Below are 15,625 nucleotides of genomic sequence, written 5' to 3'. Positions count from 1 at the left end.
ATCAGCCTAACTCTCGCTGTCAACCGTGCCGGCGGCGAACCTCCACGGCGAGGCGCAGGTCGTCGAGGTAGTTGGCGACCGCCCGCCGGATCCCCGACGTCACGCTCGCGTCGCCGCTCAACGCCTCGGCCGGACCGATCAGGTCAGCGTCGACCGCGTACTTCGGCGCGATCCGGTTCGCCGTCAGCATCAGCACCATCCCCGCCCGGATGTCAGCCGTCCCAGCGATCTCGGTGAAGAACCGCTGCACGTACGGCGCGGTGATCGTGGCCTGGCCCGGATGCCAGAAGCCCTCGGAAATGGCCAACAGCTCGCGGACGCCGATCTCCGGGTCGGTCATGATCCGGCTCCAAGCCGCTTCCTTGCCGGCCGCCGAGGCCGCCCGGCATCGCGCCGCCTCGACCGCGCCCTCGGAGGATTGATCCCGAGCGTGCTCGGCATCAATCTCCGGCTCGTCGGCTGCATCCAGCCGCACCAGCCTGAGCAGGATCGCCCAACGCAGGTCCTGGCCGATGACCAACCCGGCCGGCACGCGCGTCGCGGTCAACCAGTCCTGCAGCAGCTCCGCGTCGTTCGTCGTCGCCACGAAACCGCGGACCGTCGCGAGCTGCAGACTGCTGCCTGGCTGAGCGGTCGCCAGCTTGGCCTCGAGTGCACCGGCGACCACCCCACGAGACTCGTCGTACGGCAGGACGCGACCGAGCAAACGGTCGAGCAGCCAGCGGACGAGTGACTCGACCGCCACATCGCTGTCCTCGGCCCCGATGGTCGCAGCGAACAGCGCGAGTGCCTGGCGCGGATCGAGGTCGCCGTCCCTCGTCGCGTCCCGAACCGCGTTCCAGATCACGGCGCGCGTCGTACCGTCGGCGATCTTCGGCAGCACGGCAGGCAGGTTGGCCAGGGTGGTCTCGTCCAGCCGGACCTTCACCCAGGTGTCGTCCTGCGCGTCCGGCACGATCACCGCGAGCTCGTTGCTCAGGGCAACCTCAACCGTGTCCTGGTCCAGCACCAGCTCGACGATCGTCGGCGCACCGGCCGCGTCGTACCCACCGACCGTCAGCGTGTGCGGGCGGCGGGACTCGTCCGGGCTCTGCCGATGCAGCACGACGCCGGTCGCGGTGCGCTCGGCGGAGAGCGTGTCCAGACCGGAGGTGCGCAGCCACTGCTCGGACCAGTTCGCGAGGCCGCTCGCGCCGGCGTCGGTCAGCTTCGCGATGAACTCGGCCAGGTCGGCGTTGCCATACTCGTGCGCTGCCAGGTGCGCGTTGACACCCTTCAGGAAGACGTCGTCGCCGAGGTACCTCGCCAGCTGCTTGAGCACGGCGGCACCCTTGGCGTACGAGATGCCGTCGAAGTCATCGAGCGACTGGCGTGCATCCTTCAGACTGTCCGGCGCGACCGGGTGCGTCGAGCTGCTCTGGTCGGTCTGCATCCCCCACCACTTGCGGACAAAGGCGAAGTCCGTCCAGTTGCCCTTGTACGCCGTCGCTTCCTCGGCCACGCGGTGAGCCATGTACTCGGCGAACGACTCGTTCAGCCACATGTCGTTCCACCACTTCATGGTGACCAGGTCACCGAACCACATGTGCGCCATCTCGTGCACCAGCACGCGGGAGCGCGTACTGCGCTCGGCCTCGGTCGCCTGCGACCGGTACAGGAAGTCGTCGGAGACCGTGACGCAGCCCGGATTCTCCATCGCGCCGAGGTTGAAGTCCGGCACGAAGACCTGCCAGTACTCGCCGAACATGTACCGCTGGGCGAACATCCGGTGGTAGGCATCGAGCGAGTCCCGCGTGGTCCGGAACAGGTCCTCCGCATCCGCCTCGAGTGACTCCTTCAGCGACTGCCGACAGGCCAGCCCGAGCGGGATCCCATCGTACTCGCTGCGGATCAGGTGGAACGGCCCGGCCGCGATCGCGACGAAGTACGTCGAGAGTGGCTTGGTCTCGGCCAGCGCCCACTCCCCCGGACCGACCTGCGTGGCGGCGCCGTTGCCGAGCACCACCCACTCCTCGGGGCACTTCACCGTCACCGTGTACGGCGCTTTGAGGTCGGGCTGGTCGAAACAGGGGTAGTACCGCGGCGCGGACTCCAGCGACGACATGCCATAGGTGTAGACGCGTCCGTCAGCCGCATCGACCGACCGGACCAGGCCCTCACCGTCGACCGAGTACTTCTGCACGGTGTGGATGACGAGCTCGTTGTCGGCCTGCAGACCGGTCAGCGGGAAGCGACCGTCATCCAGCAGCGTCGCGTCGAGCGCCTGCCCGTTGAGCTCGACCGAGAGCAGCCGCTCCGGTTTCACGTCCACCCAGCTCGTCTCACCGACCGCCGTGAACGTGATCCGGCTCGTCACCTCGAAGGTGTCGCCGGGATCGGTCAGGTCGAACGCAACCAGGTAGGACCCAACCGTCAGGTCCGCCGCCCGCTGCCGGGCTTCTTCCACTGTCAGAGCACGCATGTGTCGAACGCTATCCGACTGACCGGGCAACAAGTTGCGCCAGAGCTCGGACCTCAGCGTCAGGTGTCTCGGCGATGATCCGCTGAACCACCTCCACGTCCTCCGGCTGAGCGACCGTACTCAGCACATTCAGCGCACTCAGGTGGTCGAAGCCCGCGCGGAAATCCTCCCCCGCCTCGACCGGCGGCCCGTCGAGAATGCGCAGAGCGACCTGCCGAGTCTCCTCCGCGAGCTCGCCCAGTGGGTTGCCACCACTTAACTGCGTGTACGCCGCCGCTACCTGGTACATGTTCAGCGCTCGGCAGACCATCGCGATATTGCTGCTGTGCAGCAGCGCACTGTAGGCCTGCAAGGGAATGGCTTCGGCCGCGTCCATGGTCTTCACGCTAGCCGACCGATTCGCCTTGGAAGAACCGCACGACCTTCTGCGCGGCATCCGGCCCACTCAGCAGCTCCGCGGCCTTGGCCGACATCTTCGCGGTCCGCGCGGCACGGGCCAGCATGACCGGCTCATACTCCGCGAGCGCGGACTCCACATCATCTGGACGCGAGGAAATCGCCTTGGCCAGGTCGGCCGCATCCAGCATGGCCAGATTGGCCCCCTCGCCGACCGGCGGCAGCAGGTGGGCCGCATCACCGAGCAGGGTGACACCCGGTCGGTGCGACCAGGCGAAATCGATCGGCAGGACACTGAGTGGCCGCACCGCGAACGGTGCATCGCAGGCCGCCAGCAGCCGTTGGAACTGCGGCGCCCAACCGTCGATCAGTCCGGCGACCGTCGCCGTGTCGGGGTCTTCGTCGAGTATGTCCGGCAGGGAGATCCCGACATCGATCGAACCGTCGCCTTTACGCTGGGCAGCCAACAGCCGCTCCGGACCGAACACCCAGTAGTTACCTCGCCCCACCATGGCGGCGAGCTCCGGATGCGTGCGGTCGGCGTCGGCGATGGAACTCTGGACCAAGGTGTTCCCGGCATACTCCGGCCGGACGTCGGACAGCAGCGAGCGGACCCGGGAATTGGCTCCGTCGGCACCGACAAGCAGCTCGCACTCGACGGTCGTGCCGTCGGCGAACGTGACAGTCCACCCGTTGTCGTGTGGTTTCGCGTGACTGAAGACCTGCCCCCAGCGGACCGTTCCGGCCGGCAGCGAATCGAGCAGCAGATCGCGCAGGTCGCCGCGATCGATCTCCGGCCTGGCCATCGGGGCGTCGTCCGCGGTGTCCTCCTGGAACAGCAGCGTGCCGGTGTGATCGAGGACCCGCTGATCCTGGCCCTCGCGGCGGGCGAACCGGAGGAACTGCTGCTCGAGCCCGGCCTCGCGCAGCGCCGCCTGCCCGGTGTCCTCGTGGAGATCGAGCGAGCTGCCCTGCACCCGGGCCTCCCGCGAGACGTCCCGCTCATACACAACGGCCTCGAATCCGTGGACGTGCAGGACCCGGGCCAGCGTGAGACCACCCGGGCCGCCGCCGATGATCGCGATCATCAGAACCTCCTTCGATACGATGTATCAATTTATACACCGTATCAGTCGGTACGGTGTAATCTGCAACTCGTGACCGATCTGATCTGGGAACGAGCCGAGCCGCCCGAGCGGCGCGTGCCGGGCAGATTGAGCCGGGTGGCGATCGTGCGGACCGCGCTGACGCTGGCCGATGCCGACGGCCTGGAGGCGGTGTCCCTGCGGAACGTCGCCGGCGCGCTCGACGTCGGTCCGATGCGGCTCTACCGCTACGTCGACACCAAGGACGAGCTGCTCGATCTCCTGGTAGACGCCGTGTATGGCGAGATTCCGCCGGCGACCGGGTCCACGTGGGCCGATGTCCTGCGGTCGATCGCGCATGGAACGCGAGGGGCGGCACTGCGGCACCCGTGGTTCGCCGAGCTACTGGGAGGCCGTCCCCAGTTCGGTCCGGCGGCGCTCGCGCACACCGAAGCCTCATTGACGGCTTTGCGGACCACCGGGCTCGAGGATGTCGACCTCCTGATGGGCTCGCTCGGATCGCTCAGCTCCTACGTGATCGGCGCCGTCCGCAAGGAGACCACCGAGCACCGGGCCGAGCAGGCCAGCGGTCTGAACCAACGGGAGTTCCAGCAGCTGACCGGCCCCTATCTGGTCCGCATGTTCGCCACCGGCCACTACCCCAGCCTGGAGCGGAGCGTCCGCGAGGCCAGCCACCTGACTCCGTCCGAGTCGTTCGACCTGGGCCTCCAACTCCTCGTGGACGGAGTCGCGCACCGCCTTGGTCAGTGACCTGCTGCCAGGCGTAGGTGTTCGGCGAGTAGTTGCGTTCCCTGGGAGGCATTGGATGCGTAGCAGAGCAGGTGGGCGCGGATCGACCAGGCGTCCTCGAGCGGGCAGATGTCGATTGAGGTGATTGCGTCGACGGCCCGGCGCGGGACGATCGCCAGCCCGGCGCCGGCGGTGGCCAGGATGATCACGGTATGGAGGGTCGGCACGAGCGTCCGATAACGCGGTACGGGGGCGTGCGGGCCGAGGCGCTCTTCCATCCACAGCGTCAGCGGCGAGACCCGGTCCAACGCAACCAGCGGGTGCTCGGCGACCTCGGCGTACGCGATCGAGGCGCGCCCGGAGAGGACCCCGCCAGCCTGGCCGATCACCACGAGCGAGTCATCGGCAAGTGGTTCGGTCCGGAGCGGGGTCGGTTCGTCGTCGAGGATCACGCCGAGATCGGCCTCCCCGGCGGCGAGGATCTTGACGCTCCGGACGGTACGGCGTTCCTTCACGTTGACGTCGTACTCCGGATGGTCGCGCAGGAAGGTGGCGAGCGCGGCCGGCACGAGCTGGTGCATCGCCGATCCGCCGGCCACCAGGCGAACGGGCTCGGTCCCGGAGACGGCGTACGACGCGACGGCGCTGTCCAGGCGGGTGGTCTCGGCGAGCACCTCGCGCGCGTGCCGGGCCAGCGTGGCACCGGCGGGAGTCAGCCGGACGCCTCGGCGCTCGCGGATCAGAAGCGGTACGCCGGCCTGCGCTTCGAGCGCTCTGACCCGCGCACTGGCCGAAGGCAGGCTGAGGTGCATCGCGCGAGCGCCGCCGGTGATCGAGCCTTCCACAGCGACGTGCGTGAAGAGGCGGAGGTCGTCCAGGTCGTACCGCATAAGATCAGCCTACGCCTCAGCCTTAGGCTGGCTACGGGGATCGCGCATTGTGGAGTGCCGGTCCAGGCCTGATCCTCGAAGAGTGCTGATGATCCTGCTGGCCGGTGTCGCCGCCGGCGCCCTGAACGCCGTGGGCGGTGGCGGGAGTTTCGTCGCGCTGTCCGCCTTGGTGGCGGGAGGCATGCCGCCGGTGATGGCCAACGCGACCTCGACGGTCGCGCTGCTCCCGGGCAACGCGACGAGCGCCTGGGTGTATCGGCGGCAGGTGGCCGTGTTCGAGCACGTGTCGACGCTGCGGCTGACGTTGGCCAGCGTGCTGGGCGGGGCACTCGGCGCGGGGCTGCTGCTTTGGTTGCCGTCGGCATCTTTCGATCTGGCGCTGCCGTGGCTGCTGGCCTTCGCCACGTTGATCCTCGCGTTCGGCAAGCGGCTGAACCGCGCGATCAACCTCGGCGCCCCGGGGCCGGCGGTGATCCTGGCCGGGCAGTTTCTGCTGTCGATCTACGGTGGCTATTTCGGTGGTGCGGTCGGCGTGATGATGCTGGCTTTCTGGACCGCCACCACGTCACTCGATACCGCGCGCGGTACGCCGTTGCGCGTGATTCAGGTCGGCGCAGTGTTCCTGACCGCCGCGGTGATCTTCATCTTCGCTGCCGACGTGCTGGTCCAACCGCAGCGTCTGATCGCCATGCTGTGTGGTGCGATCATCGGCGGCTATGTGGGCGCGCATGCGGTTCGGCGTCTTCCGCACCCCGTCCTGCGCACGCTGGTTCTTTCCACTGCTGTCGCCATGACAGTTCTCTTCTTTGTGCGAGCTTTCGGATGAACAAGGCGCAGCTGGCGATGGCCTACCAGGCGTGCGAAGTCTCCGAGCTCGCGCGCTCGGCGGCCGAGCTGGACGACCCGGCTGCCGCCTTGGCCCAGGCCGAGTTGGTGCTGTCCGCGGCCCACGAACTCGTGACCGCCGCTATCAGGCTGGCTTGTCCGACAACCGACGTACCGACGGATCCGTTGCAGCTGTTCGCCTACCAGCACCCGGATGAGGCAGCCGGGGATCTGGCGGACTGGCTGGGTCAGTCTCGCTGACCGACCTGCTTGCGTTCGTGGTTGATGTAGAGGCCGGCGGCGGTTGAAACGCTGGTCAGCAACCAGACGAGCACGCCGGCGTCATCCGTGACGCCGATGATCGGCAACAGGTCCGGCAGGATGTCGAACGGCGACACCAGGTAGATCACCGCGAGCACCCACAACGTCATCCGCCGCTTCGGCAACTCGCCGTACGCACCCGACCGCGCCGCCCGGATCAACCGCGGCAACGCCCGCGCCCGCTCGATCACATCCCCCACCGGCACCGGCTCGCCCTGCGCGATCTTCCGCGCCCGAACCTTCCGCCGCCGTACAACCCCGAACGCCGAAACCCCGGCCCCGATCACGATCAGCGCGATCCCCACCACCGACGCGGGCAACCCGATGACGTCCCCGTCCCGAAACACCAGGGAACCAACGCCGATCAAAGCCAGCAGGCCACCGAAATACACCATCCACCCACTGTAGAGCTCCCCCAGCCGACCCGAGGCCGTTACGCGAACCCCCACCGACCCGCCACTTTGTGCGGTCTGGTGAACCGCCCCCACTGACCAACCTCCGCCCCGCCCGCCTCTCCACGCTCAACCGCCGCCCGAAAATCCTCACCGGAGTGAGTTGGTCAGTGCCGCAGGTCCGCTGCCAACCAGCTCAGTCACCGCCCTGGCCTGCCGCTCCTTTGCCGACCGTCCATGGTGGTCGAGGCGAGGCACAGACCGAAACCCCCTCGCCCGGTGACGCGGGCTCATGGCTACTCGCCGCTCCCGGCCGCCCTGGACAGCACGGCCGGCTGCATCGGTGCCTGGGGTGGACGGCGAGGCCGGTGACCAAGGTTCCCGTTGCCTACGGCTGACGAGCTTCGGTTGCACCCGCGGCGGCCGATCGGGCTGCTCTGCTGGTTCGTGCGTTATCCGGTGGATTTTCGTCGCCGAGTACCCCAAATCCACCGGATAGCGCAGATCCCGCACCTCAGCCACAGCCCGTCGGCCCTGGACGACGGGATCGCGGTCGCCGGCCTCGCCATCCCCCTCAGCCATCCGCTCTGCTCGCCGCGCTGTGTTGTCGGCTGGCCTTGGCGGTCAGGCGGGGTACAGACCGAAAGGGACTCGGCCGGGCACGTCGGTTTGTGGTTGCTCGCCGCGACCGACCGATCTGAAAGACAGCATGGCGGGCCGCCGCGGTGGCTGAGCTGGATGGCGAGGCCACTTCCCGCGTTCCGTTGTCTACGGTTGACGGGCTTCGGTTGCGGTCCGAGAAGGGACGCCGGCGATCAGCTCTCCGTTGCCTGGGGTGAAGGGCTTCGGTCGCAGTCCGGCGATCAGCTCTCCGTTGCCTGCGGCTGACGGGCTTCGGTTGGGCGGTTGGCCCACCCACAATGCCGTGGGTCAGCCCATCAAACGGGGAACCGTCGGGCAGCGTCTCCTGGGTTACCCCACAAGCTCGTGGGGGAACCCATGAGATGGGGTTGGTGAAACGGCGTGCTTGGAAGTGAGACAGTGTTTTAGTGGGTTAGTCGATCAGGGATTTGACGATGGTGGTCATGCGGTCCACGGGGATGGCGAAGCCGATGCCGATGCTGCCGGAGCGGGAGCTGCCCAGGGTGGCGATGGCGGTGTTGACGCCTACTACTTGGCCGGCGGCGTTGACGAGGGGGCCGCCGGAGTTGCCGGGGTTGATGGCGGCGTCTGTCTGGATGGCGGTCTGGCGGGTGTTGTTGTCGCCGAAACGGGCTTGGCGGTCTACGGCGCTGACGATGCCGGCGGTGACGGTTCCTTCGAGGCCTAGTGGTGAACCGACGGCCAGCACCGGGTCGCCGACATGGAGCTGTGCGGACCGGCCGAGCGTGAGCGCGCGCAGGCCCTCGGCGTCGGCGGTCGCGACCTGGAGGACGGCGAGGTCGTTGTTGGCGTCGACTCCGAGGACGTCGGCGTCGACCTGGCGGCCGTTCGACAGGACCAGGGATACATCGCTCGCTCCTTCCACGACGTGGGCGTTGGTGACTACGTGCCCTTGCGCGTCGATCGCGAACCCGGAGCCGGTCGCCCGGCCCGCCCGCACCGACACCACCCCCGGCAGCACGCTCGCCGCGGCTGCCGAGATCGACCCTTGCGCCGCACCACCCGCAGGAGCCGCGGCCTGCGGCAACTCCACCGGCCCGGAGCCCGGCGTACCGTCCCAGCCGCCGGTGACCGCACCTGCCACACCACCGGCAACCAGCGAGAGCGCCAAAGTCCCCAGTACGACGCCAACTCCGCGCCTGCGGGGTGGAGCCGCCACCCCGGCCTGAGGTGCCGTCGCCAGTGGAGAGGGGGGAGCCAATGGCGGAGCGGAGGCCGGGGTGACGGTGAATGGGAGGGCGGGCGGAGGCAAGAAGGCGGGCGGAACCACGCCGGGCTGGACACCACCCGTCGACTCAGTGGCAGGAGGAGGCGGGCCGGGGACGTAGTCCGGGCCACGGAACGGGTTTCCTAGGTGTGGAGGCATGTTGGGCTCCTACTACGGGAGACGGGAGAACCAGAGGAGAGAGGCCAGTGCGGCCAGGAGCGCGGCGGCCAGGGCGATGCCGGCGACGAGGTTGGTGATCTCGCGGGGCTCGGTGGTCCAGCCGATGGAGGACTGCAGGTCGGAGTAGACGTCGCGCAACTGCTGGTCGTTTTCGGCTGCGTAGAACGAGCCGTTGGTCGACTCGGCCAGCGTCTCCAGCGCCCGCGAGTCGGCCGGAACCGGGATCTCCCGACCATCCAGATTGACCGTGCCCTCCGGCGTGCCGTAGGCGATCGTCGACACCGGAACACCAGCCTGTACGGCGGCCTGCGCGGCCTCGTCGACCGGGCTGCCCGAGGTGTTTCCACCGTCGGAGAGCAGTACGATCCGGCTCGGCGGCGGATCATCCGGGTCGATCGTCCGGACCGCTTGCAAGCTGGTCAGTACGGCGTCCCCGATCGCGGTGCTGTCCTGCAACTGCAAACCGTTGATCGCGTCGACCGCGGCCTGGTGATTGGTGCTTGGAGCCGCCGCCACCGTGGCTGTCCGGGCGAACGCGACCAGCCCGACGTTGAACTGCTCCGGCAGATTCTGGACGAACTCGACCGCGGCCTGTTTCGCGACCTCGAACCGGTTCGGCGCGACGTCGGTCGCGGCCATCGAGTTCGACACGTCCATCGCGACCACCACCGTGGCTCGCTCCCGCGGTACGCGGATGTCGGCCACCGGGCGGGCGATCGCGATCGTCAGCACGGTCAGTGCGGCGAGGAAGGCCGCGGCCGGCGCGTGCCGGCGCCAGCCGGGCCGATTGGGAGCGACCTTCTCCAGCATCGGCAGGGTCGCGAACCGGACGGCGTACTTGCTGCGTCGGCGCTGGGCGATCAGGTAGGCCGCGACCAGTGCCACGACCAGCACCAGCAGCCAGAGCCACAGAGGTTGCTCGAATCTCATCGGATACCGGTCCTCGAAGTCGGGTGCCGGCGGACACTGGCCCGGCGGCGAGCGGTGGCGAAGGCGGCGACGTCGCGGACCCAGTCGTTGTCGGTCCGCAACACCAGATGCGCGGCACCGGCACCACGAATCGCGCTGGTGGTCCGCTCCCGGTGCGCGGCCATCGCTTCGGCGTACCGGCGGCGTAGTTTCTTGTTGCTGGTCTGTACTTCGCGGCGTCGTCCGGTCTCGGGATCGACCAGCGTCAGCAGGCCGACCTCCGGCAACTCGAGTTCGCGCGGGTCGAGCACCTCGATCGCGAGCACCTCGTGCCGTGCGGAGAGCCGGCGCAACGCATCGGCCCAGCCGAGCGCTCCCTCCCCGGGAACAGCGTGGCGCCCGGCGGCAGCTCGGCCGATGGATCCGCCCGCGACGATCTGCGCCGCGAACGGGTCGTCGTGGAAGTCGGAGACGACCACGCGCAGGCCGGGTCGTGGATGTTCACGGTTCATCCGTGCGATCGCGCGGGCGAGGTCGGTCTGCGGATACTCGCCAGGTGTTGCCCTGGGCAACGACAGGAGCGTGCGCAGCGACCGCCGGAGCTGGACCCCGCCACCCGCCGCCGGCAGCCGGCGCACCTCGTCGCCGATCGCGACCCGGATGCCGAGCCGGTTGCCGGGACCGCTGGCCAGCAGACCAAGCGCCCCGATGATCGCGATCGCCAGGTCACGCTTCTCGCTGAGCGCCGTACCGAAGTCCATGCTGGCGGATGCGTCCAGCAGCGCCCAGGTTTCCAGCTCGCGCTCGGACAGCGGCGCCCGGACGTGCGGGTCGAGCGAACGGGCGGTCACGTTCCAGTCCATCCGGCGGACGTCGTCCTGCCCGGCTTGGTACGGCCGCGCCTCGTTCGGCTCACTGCCCGGCCCGCTGCGCAGCCCGATGATCTCACCGTGCAGAAACCCTTCCAGCTTCCGCTTCACCGTCAGCTCGAGCGCCCGCAATGCACGCTCACGACCGGCCAGCAGATCAGGGCCACTCATCAGGCGGCCGAGTGCTGGGGGACGGCGGCGGTGTCGTTGTCGGACGGTACGACGTGCGGCTGCTCGATGGTGTGCAGAATCCGCGCGATGATCGAGCGCGGGTCAACTCCATCCGCCAGCGCGTCGAACGTCAGCACCAGCCGATGCGACATCACGTCGAGCGCGACGTCGTACACGTCGGCCGGCAGCACGTAGTCGCGACCGCGCAGCAACGCCAGCGCCCGACCCGCCGCCACCAGACCGAGCGTGGCCCGCGGGCTCGCCCCGAACTCCAGTACGCCGGCCAGATCCGCCAGCCCGTACTGCTGCGGAGCCCGAGTCGCATGCACCAGGCGAACGACGTACTCGGCCACTGCGTTGTGGACGAACACCTCTTCCGTTGCCAGCTGCAACTGATGGACCTGCTCCGGAGTCAGTACGCCGTTCGCGTGCGGACGGTGCGCGCTCATCCGCTGGAGAATCGTCAGCTCCTCGAGCGGGCTCGGGTAGTCGACGGTGATCTTCAGCAGGAATCGGTCCCGCTGGGCCTCCGGAAGCGCGTAAACGCCGTCGGACTCGATCGGGTTCTGGGTGGCGAGCACCAGGAACGGATCCGGCAGCCGGTAGCTGGTGCCACCGATGCTGACCTGTTGCTCGGCCATTGCCTCCAGCAACGCCGACTGCACCTTGGCCGGGGCCCGGTTGATCTCGTCGGCGAGAACCAGGTTGGCGAAGATCGGGCCGAGTTCGGTGTCGAACCCTTCGGTGGACGGCCGCCAGATCCGGGTGCCCATGATGTCGCCCGGGACCAGGTCGGGGGTGAACTGCAGCCGGGAGAACCGGCCGCCGATCACCTCGGCCAGGGTGCGGACCGCGAGGGTCTTGGCGACCCCGGGCACTCCTTCGAGCAGACAGTGGCCGCGGGCAAGCAACCCCACCAGCATCCGCTCGACCAGGTGGTCCTGACCGACGACGACCCGCTTCACCTCGAACAACGCGTGCTCGAGGGCGGCGGCCGTCACGCCAGGTCGCGCGACGTGGGTCTCACTCATGCGTTGCCGGCCGGGTTCTGCTCAGGCTGCGACGGCTGGCTCTGCTCAGGCTGCGCGGGCTGCGACGGCTGTGCGGGCTGGGTCTGCTGCGGCTGCGAAGGCCGGGACTGGCTGCCGTCCTTGTCCGGGCAGTCGCCGCGATGCCTACCGTCACCCTGCTTCGGAGTCGTGCTCGGCGGCGTGCTCTGCTCCGGCGTGCCGGCACTCGGCGCGCCGGCACTCGGCGCGCTCGGGCTCGGAGTGGCCGCGGTTCCCTGGTTGAAGGTCACGCCGTCGTCGAAGGTCACGTACCCCTCGCCGGGCGCCGGGTCGTCGCCGCCCGCCGCGTACGCGATCCCACCGACCCCGAGGGCCGCCACCGCGACCGCCGCACCGAGGACGAGACGCTTGCCTGGCATGTTCATCGAAGCTCCTTCGGTTGGATTGGTCCCCACCTCATCAAGAAGCCCCGAAAACGACCGGAAAGAAGAACGAAAGTCCACCGAAAGCGCTGAGCGGCGGACTCGGCCGACCCCGCTACCTTGGTCTGGTGCGACTACTGGTGGTGGAGGACGAGGAAGGCCTGGTCAGCGCTCTGCGCTCGGGACTCGGCCGGGCCGGCTATGCCGTGGACTCGGCGCTGACCGGGGCCGAGGCGGTGGAGAAGCTGGCGACGACGGCGTACGACCTGGCGATCCTGGACATCACGCTGCCGGACACGAGCGGGCTCGACCTGTGCCGCGCGGTCCGTCGCGGTGAGATCGAGGTCGCCTCAGGGCGTGAGCTGCGGGTGCTGATGCTGACCGCGCGCGCCTCGCTGGCCGATCGGGTCCGCGGTCTGGACGAGGGTGCCGACGACTACCTGACCAAGCCGTTCGCCCTGGTCGAGCTGCTGGCCCGCATCCGTGCACTCCTGCGCCGCGACGTGACCAACGGCAGCACCCAACTCCACGTCGGCGATCTCGTACTCGACTCCGCCCGCCACCTCGCCACGCGGAACGGTCGCGAGCTCGCGCTGACCCTGAAGGAGTTCGGCGTACTGCGGTATCTGATGTCGAGGCCCGGTCACGTGGTGTCGGCCGAGGAACTGCTGGAACATGTCTGGGACGAGAATGCGGATCCGTTCACCCAGAGCGTCCGGGTGACGGTCGGGACGTTGCGTCGCAAGCTCACCCAGGACGGGGAAGAAGCAGTGCTGGAGACGGTGATCGGCCGGGGTTACCGGCTCCGAGGTGAAGAGACATGAAGATTCCCCTGTGGGCCCAGACGATCCGCTTCCGGCTGACGCTGACGTACTCCGCGGTGCTGATCGCCTTGTCCGCGCTGATGCTCGGCGGGGTCTACTTCGCGCTCCGCGCCTACCTGGATCCGAAGCCGCTGAACCCGATCACGGTCAACAAGACCTACCACGACCGCGAGGGCAAGCTGAGGATCAAGGACGGCTACTACATCGAGGCCGCGGAGCTCTCCAGCGTGCAGTCCGCGGTCGACTACCAGACGTTGGAGTCCCTGCGGACCTACTCGGCGGCCGGGATGGGCGCGTTGTTCCTCGTGAGCCTCGGGACCGGCTGGTGGTTGTCCGGGCGGGCCCTCCGGCCGGTACGGCGGATCACCGAGACCGCACGCGAGATCTCCTCGACCGACCTCTCCCGGCGGATCGCGCTCGAAGGCCCGCAGGACGAGCTGCGGAACCTGGGCGACACCGTGGACGACATGCTCGAACGGCTCGAGTCCGCGTTCGTGGCGCAGCGGCAGCTCGTCGACGACGCTTCCCACGAACTCCGCAATCCGCTGGCGGTCATCCAGGCGAACGTCGACGCCGTACTGGCGCATGACGACACCCCGTCCGAGGAGCGCGCGCAGGCGACCGCGATGGTGAGTCGCGCGATCCAGCGGATGACCCGGCTCGTCGAGGACCTGCTCGCGTCCGCCCGCCGGTCGTCCCCGGCGTTCGTGGACGCAGACGTCGACCTGGCCACGATCACCAGCGAGGCGGCCGAGGAGTACGAGCTGCTCACCGCCGATCGCGAGCTCCACGTCGTACGGCGGCTGTCGCCCGGCCCGGTCATCGCCGGGGACGCGTCGGCGCTGCGGCGGGCGGTCGACAACCTGCTCTCGAACGCCGTCCGCCTCGCGCGCGGCGGCAGTGAGCTGACTCTCGCCATCGGCAGTCAGAACGGCTGGGCGTGGATCGCCGTCCGCGACGAGGGACCCGGCATTGCCGAGGACGACGCGGACCGCGTCTTCGACCGCTTCTTCCGCGCCGGCGGCACCCGGCAGCCACCCGCAACCGTCCCGTCGACCGGCCAACGCCGCGCGGGCCTCGGTCTCGCGATCGTCCGGCAGATCGCCGAATCCCACGGCGGAACGGTCGCCCTGCACTCCGAGCTGGGAGTCGGCAGCACGTTCATCATCTGGCTCCCGGACCGCTCACTGACCGACGACGTCCGCCGTACTCCCGCGCCGCCCGGCGAGGATCCGCTCGGCCCGCGGATCTGACCCTTTCGGCTGCGGTCGAAGGGGTTCTGGGAGTCGGCGCGGATGGTGCACGCTCGCCGGCAGCGCAGCCCAACACTGGTGGACCGAAGGCGCGACCGTCCGTCACGACACCTGGGGCCGACAAACTACTGACGGCGGAAGCGGTTGATCAGGTCGAAGCGGACTTCCACAAGGCCGATGACGATCAGGCCGACCGCGAAACCGCCGTACGCGAGGAGCGGGAAGGTGTAGGCGAGGCTGTAGTCGGCGGCCTGCATGCGATGCGGGTTCTCGCGGTCATAACGGACGTCGATGGTCTCGCCGACCTCGGCGGAGTGGAAGTTGGAGGTCTTGTCGGTGACCGGCCGGCCGTCGCGGGTGAGGTAGTTGACCTTGATCCAGGTGTGGCGGCGCGTGTGTTCCGTGTCCACGACCGTCGCGGTGACGACCTCGCCCCGGTGCTGCAACCAGTACAGGTCGGCGACCTGCACGAATCCCGCCGCCCCGAACCCGACGGCCGCCACCATCCACCCGATCACCCGCGGATGGAACCGCCACTTCCGCGGCACACCCGGCTGCCTCAGACCGCCTACGATGACCGACCGCCGAGTGGCCGGATGACGATTCCGCGAAGGCGGCTGGTGATGTTGAAGCGGACGTCCAAGAGGGCGAAAAGGACCACCAAGGCTCCGGCGCCGCCGTACATGAGCAGGGTGAAGGTGTAGGAGAGGGTCCAGTCGGCGGCCTGCATGCGGTCGGGTTTCTCGCGGTCGTAGCGGATCTCGATCGTCTTACCGACCTCGGCATGGTGGTAGTTCGAGGTCTTCGCCGCCACCGCCTGGCCGCCGCGCGGGACGTAGGTGACCTTGATCGTGTCTCTGCCCTTGGGGTGCACCTCCACGCTCACCACCCTCGCGGTGACCACTTCGCCGCGGTGCCGCAGCCAGTACAGGTCGGAGAGCTGCATGAGCCCCACCACCAAAAAGACAAGCGCCACCACCATTGTCACGATGACTCG

Annotated in this window: 17 protein-coding genes; 5 read left to right on the top strand and 12 right to left on the bottom strand. The window is 68.8% G+C overall.

The features are described from left to right. Positions 1-19: 19 nt before the first annotated feature. The 3 genes from pepN to OG474_RS24950 are packed head-to-tail and all read right to left on the bottom strand — an operon-like array spanning position 20 to position 3,945. Positions 20-2,461 (bottom strand): aminopeptidase N, encoded by a 2,442-nt coding sequence (gene pepN, locus OG474_RS24960; protein WP_405055980.1) that lies wholly within the window; start codon positions 2,459-2,461, stop codon positions 20-22. A gap of 10 nt (positions 2,462-2,471) precedes the next feature. Then, positions 2,472-2,837 carry a hypothetical protein gene (locus tag OG474_RS24955; RefSeq protein WP_405055979.1) on the bottom strand — a complete coding sequence of 122 codons (366 nt, stop codon included), beginning with the start codon at positions 2,835-2,837 and terminating at the stop codon, positions 2,472-2,474. A gap of 10 nt (positions 2,838-2,847) precedes the next feature. Further along, a complete protein-coding gene (locus tag OG474_RS24950; protein WP_405055978.1) occupies positions 2,848-3,945 on the bottom strand; it encodes an FAD-dependent oxidoreductase in 1,098 nt (365 codons plus the stop codon). A 69-nt stretch (positions 3,946-4,014) separates the two neighbouring features. On the opposite strand from OG474_RS24950, the gene OG474_RS24945 reads away from it, so the two are divergent. After that, positions 4,015-4,713, top strand: a complete 699-nt coding sequence (locus OG474_RS24945; RefSeq protein WP_405055977.1) for a TetR/AcrR family transcriptional regulator — start codon at positions 4,015-4,017, stop codon at positions 4,711-4,713. Here OG474_RS24945 and OG474_RS24940 read toward each other — a convergent pair. Next, the gene (locus tag OG474_RS24940) at positions 4,707-5,582 is read right to left on the bottom strand and encodes a LysR family transcriptional regulator (RefSeq protein ID WP_405055976.1); all 876 of its coding nucleotides are present in this window, start codon (positions 5,580-5,582) and stop codon (positions 4,707-4,709) included. The genes OG474_RS24945 and OG474_RS24940 overlap by 7 nt on opposite strands. Before the next feature lie 88 nt (positions 5,583-5,670). On the opposite strand from OG474_RS24940, the gene OG474_RS24935 reads away from it, so the two are divergent. Together OG474_RS24935 and OG474_RS24930 are read left to right on the top strand one after the other, a co-directional pair. Next, positions 5,671-6,408, top strand: coding sequence for a sulfite exporter TauE/SafE family protein (locus OG474_RS24935; protein ID WP_405064610.1), 738 nt, complete (start codon positions 5,671-5,673; stop codon positions 6,406-6,408). Next, positions 6,405-6,668: a hypothetical protein gene (locus OG474_RS24930; protein WP_405055975.1), complete on the top strand. Its 264-nt coding sequence runs from the start codon at positions 6,405-6,407 to the stop codon at positions 6,666-6,668. Before OG474_RS24935 ends, OG474_RS24930 begins: the two co-directional genes overlap by 4 nt. Here OG474_RS24930 and OG474_RS24925 read toward each other — a convergent pair. The 6 genes from OG474_RS24925 to OG474_RS24900 form a co-directional block, all read right to left on the bottom strand. Continuing rightward, a complete protein-coding gene (locus OG474_RS24925) occupies positions 6,656-7,123 on the bottom strand; it encodes a YkvA family protein (protein WP_405055974.1) in 468 nt (155 codons plus the stop codon). The genes OG474_RS24930 and OG474_RS24925 overlap by 13 nt on opposite strands. Positions 7,124-8,174: 1,051 nt before the next feature. Further along, entirely contained in the window at positions 8,175-8,894 is a 720-nt protein-coding gene (locus tag OG474_RS24920; protein WP_405055973.1) for a S1C family serine protease, read from the bottom strand. A gap of 267 nt (positions 8,895-9,161) precedes the next feature. Then, on the bottom strand, positions 9,162-10,100 hold the full coding sequence (locus OG474_RS24915; protein WP_405055972.1) for a VWA domain-containing protein: 939 nt from the start codon (positions 10,098-10,100) through the stop codon (positions 9,162-9,164). Further along, the gene (locus OG474_RS24910) at positions 10,097-11,119 is read right to left on the bottom strand and encodes a DUF58 domain-containing protein (RefSeq protein ID WP_405055971.1); all 1,023 of its coding nucleotides are present in this window, start codon (positions 11,117-11,119) and stop codon (positions 10,097-10,099) included. The genes OG474_RS24915 and OG474_RS24910 overlap by 4 nt, the downstream gene beginning before the upstream one ends. Next, a complete protein-coding gene (locus tag OG474_RS24905) occupies positions 11,119-12,150 on the bottom strand; it encodes an AAA family ATPase (protein ID WP_405055970.1) in 1,032 nt (343 codons plus the stop codon). The genes OG474_RS24910 and OG474_RS24905 overlap by 1 nt, the downstream gene beginning before the upstream one ends. Beyond that, complete coding sequence (locus OG474_RS24900; RefSeq protein WP_405055969.1) at positions 12,147-12,554, bottom strand: hypothetical protein; 408 nt, start codon at positions 12,552-12,554, stop codon at positions 12,147-12,149. Before OG474_RS24900 ends, OG474_RS24905 begins: the two co-directional genes overlap by 4 nt. A gap of 125 nt (positions 12,555-12,679) precedes the next feature. Here OG474_RS24900 and OG474_RS24895 point away from each other — a divergent pair, with 125 nt between their 5' ends. Together OG474_RS24895 and OG474_RS24890 are read left to right on the top strand one after the other, a co-directional pair. Further along, positions 12,680-13,375, top strand: a complete 696-nt coding sequence (locus OG474_RS24895) for a response regulator transcription factor (RefSeq protein WP_405055968.1) — start codon at positions 12,680-12,682, stop codon at positions 13,373-13,375. Beyond that, positions 13,372-14,628: a sensor histidine kinase gene (locus tag OG474_RS24890; protein WP_405055967.1), complete on the top strand. Its 1,257-nt coding sequence runs from the start codon at positions 13,372-13,374 to the stop codon at positions 14,626-14,628. Before OG474_RS24895 ends, OG474_RS24890 begins: the two co-directional genes overlap by 4 nt. A 125-nt stretch (positions 14,629-14,753) precedes the next feature. Here the strand turns inward: OG474_RS24890 and OG474_RS24885 are convergent, their stop codons facing one another. Together OG474_RS24885 and OG474_RS24880 are read right to left on the bottom strand one after the other, a co-directional pair. Further along, on the bottom strand, positions 14,754-15,176 hold the full coding sequence (locus OG474_RS24885; protein WP_405055966.1) for a DUF3592 domain-containing protein: 423 nt from the start codon (positions 15,174-15,176) through the stop codon (positions 14,754-14,756). Between the two features lie 20 nt (positions 15,177-15,196). Then, on the bottom strand, positions 15,197-15,610 hold the full coding sequence (locus OG474_RS24880) for a DUF3592 domain-containing protein (protein ID WP_405064609.1): 414 nt from the start codon (positions 15,608-15,610) through the stop codon (positions 15,197-15,199). Positions 15,611-15,625: the final 15 nt, after the last annotated feature.

This window comes from Kribbella sp. NBC_01505 (assembly GCF_045040285.1).
Lineage (GTDB): Bacteria > Actinomycetota > Actinomycetes > Propionibacteriales > Kribbellaceae > Kribbella.
Note: the sequence above shows the minus strand (reverse complement) of the source record. Positions and strands in the feature narration are given on the sequence as shown.

Bases quoted from the DNA above. Each gene is read 5' to 3' on its own strand.
- OG474_RS24900 (WP_405055969.1), bottom strand. From the start codon at position 12,554: ATGAACATGCCAGGCAAGCGTCTCGTCCTCGGTGCGGCGGTCGCGGTG.
- OG474_RS24890 (WP_405055967.1), top strand. From the start codon at position 13,372: ATGAAGATTCCCCTGTGGGCCCAGACGATCCGCTTCCGGCTGACGCTG.
- OG474_RS24925 (WP_405055974.1), bottom strand. From the start codon at position 7,123: ATGGTGTATTTCGGTGGCCTGCTGGCTTTGATCGGCGTTGGTTCCCTG.
- OG474_RS24880 (WP_405064609.1), bottom strand. From the start codon at position 15,610: ATGGTGGTGGCGCTTGTCTTTTTGGTGGTGGGGCTCATGCAGCTCTCC.
- OG474_RS24915 (WP_405055972.1), bottom strand. From the start codon at position 10,100: ATGAGATTCGAGCAACCTCTGTGGCTCTGGCTGCTGGTGCTGGTCGTG.
- OG474_RS24905 (WP_405055970.1), bottom strand. From the start codon at position 12,150: ATGAGTGAGACCCACGTCGCGCGACCTGGCGTGACGGCCGCCGCCCTC.
- OG474_RS24935 (WP_405064610.1), top strand. From the start codon at position 5,671: ATGATCCTGCTGGCCGGTGTCGCCGCCGGCGCCCTGAACGCCGTGGGC.
- OG474_RS24955 (WP_405055979.1), bottom strand. From the start codon at position 2,837: ATGGACGCGGCCGAAGCCATTCCCTTGCAGGCCTACAGTGCGCTGCTG.
- OG474_RS24930 (WP_405055975.1), top strand. From the start codon at position 6,405: ATGAACAAGGCGCAGCTGGCGATGGCCTACCAGGCGTGCGAAGTCTCC.
- OG474_RS24940 (WP_405055976.1), bottom strand. From the start codon at position 5,582: ATGCGGTACGACCTGGACGACCTCCGCCTCTTCACGCACGTCGCTGTG.
- OG474_RS24910 (WP_405055971.1), bottom strand. From the start codon at position 11,119: ATGAGTGGCCCTGATCTGCTGGCCGGTCGTGAGCGTGCATTGCGGGCG.
- OG474_RS24950 (WP_405055978.1), bottom strand. From the start codon at position 3,945: ATGATCGCGATCATCGGCGGCGGCCCGGGTGGTCTCACGCTGGCCCGG.
- pepN (WP_405055980.1), bottom strand. From the start codon at position 2,461: ATGCGTGCTCTGACAGTGGAAGAAGCCCGGCAGCGGGCGGCGGACCTG.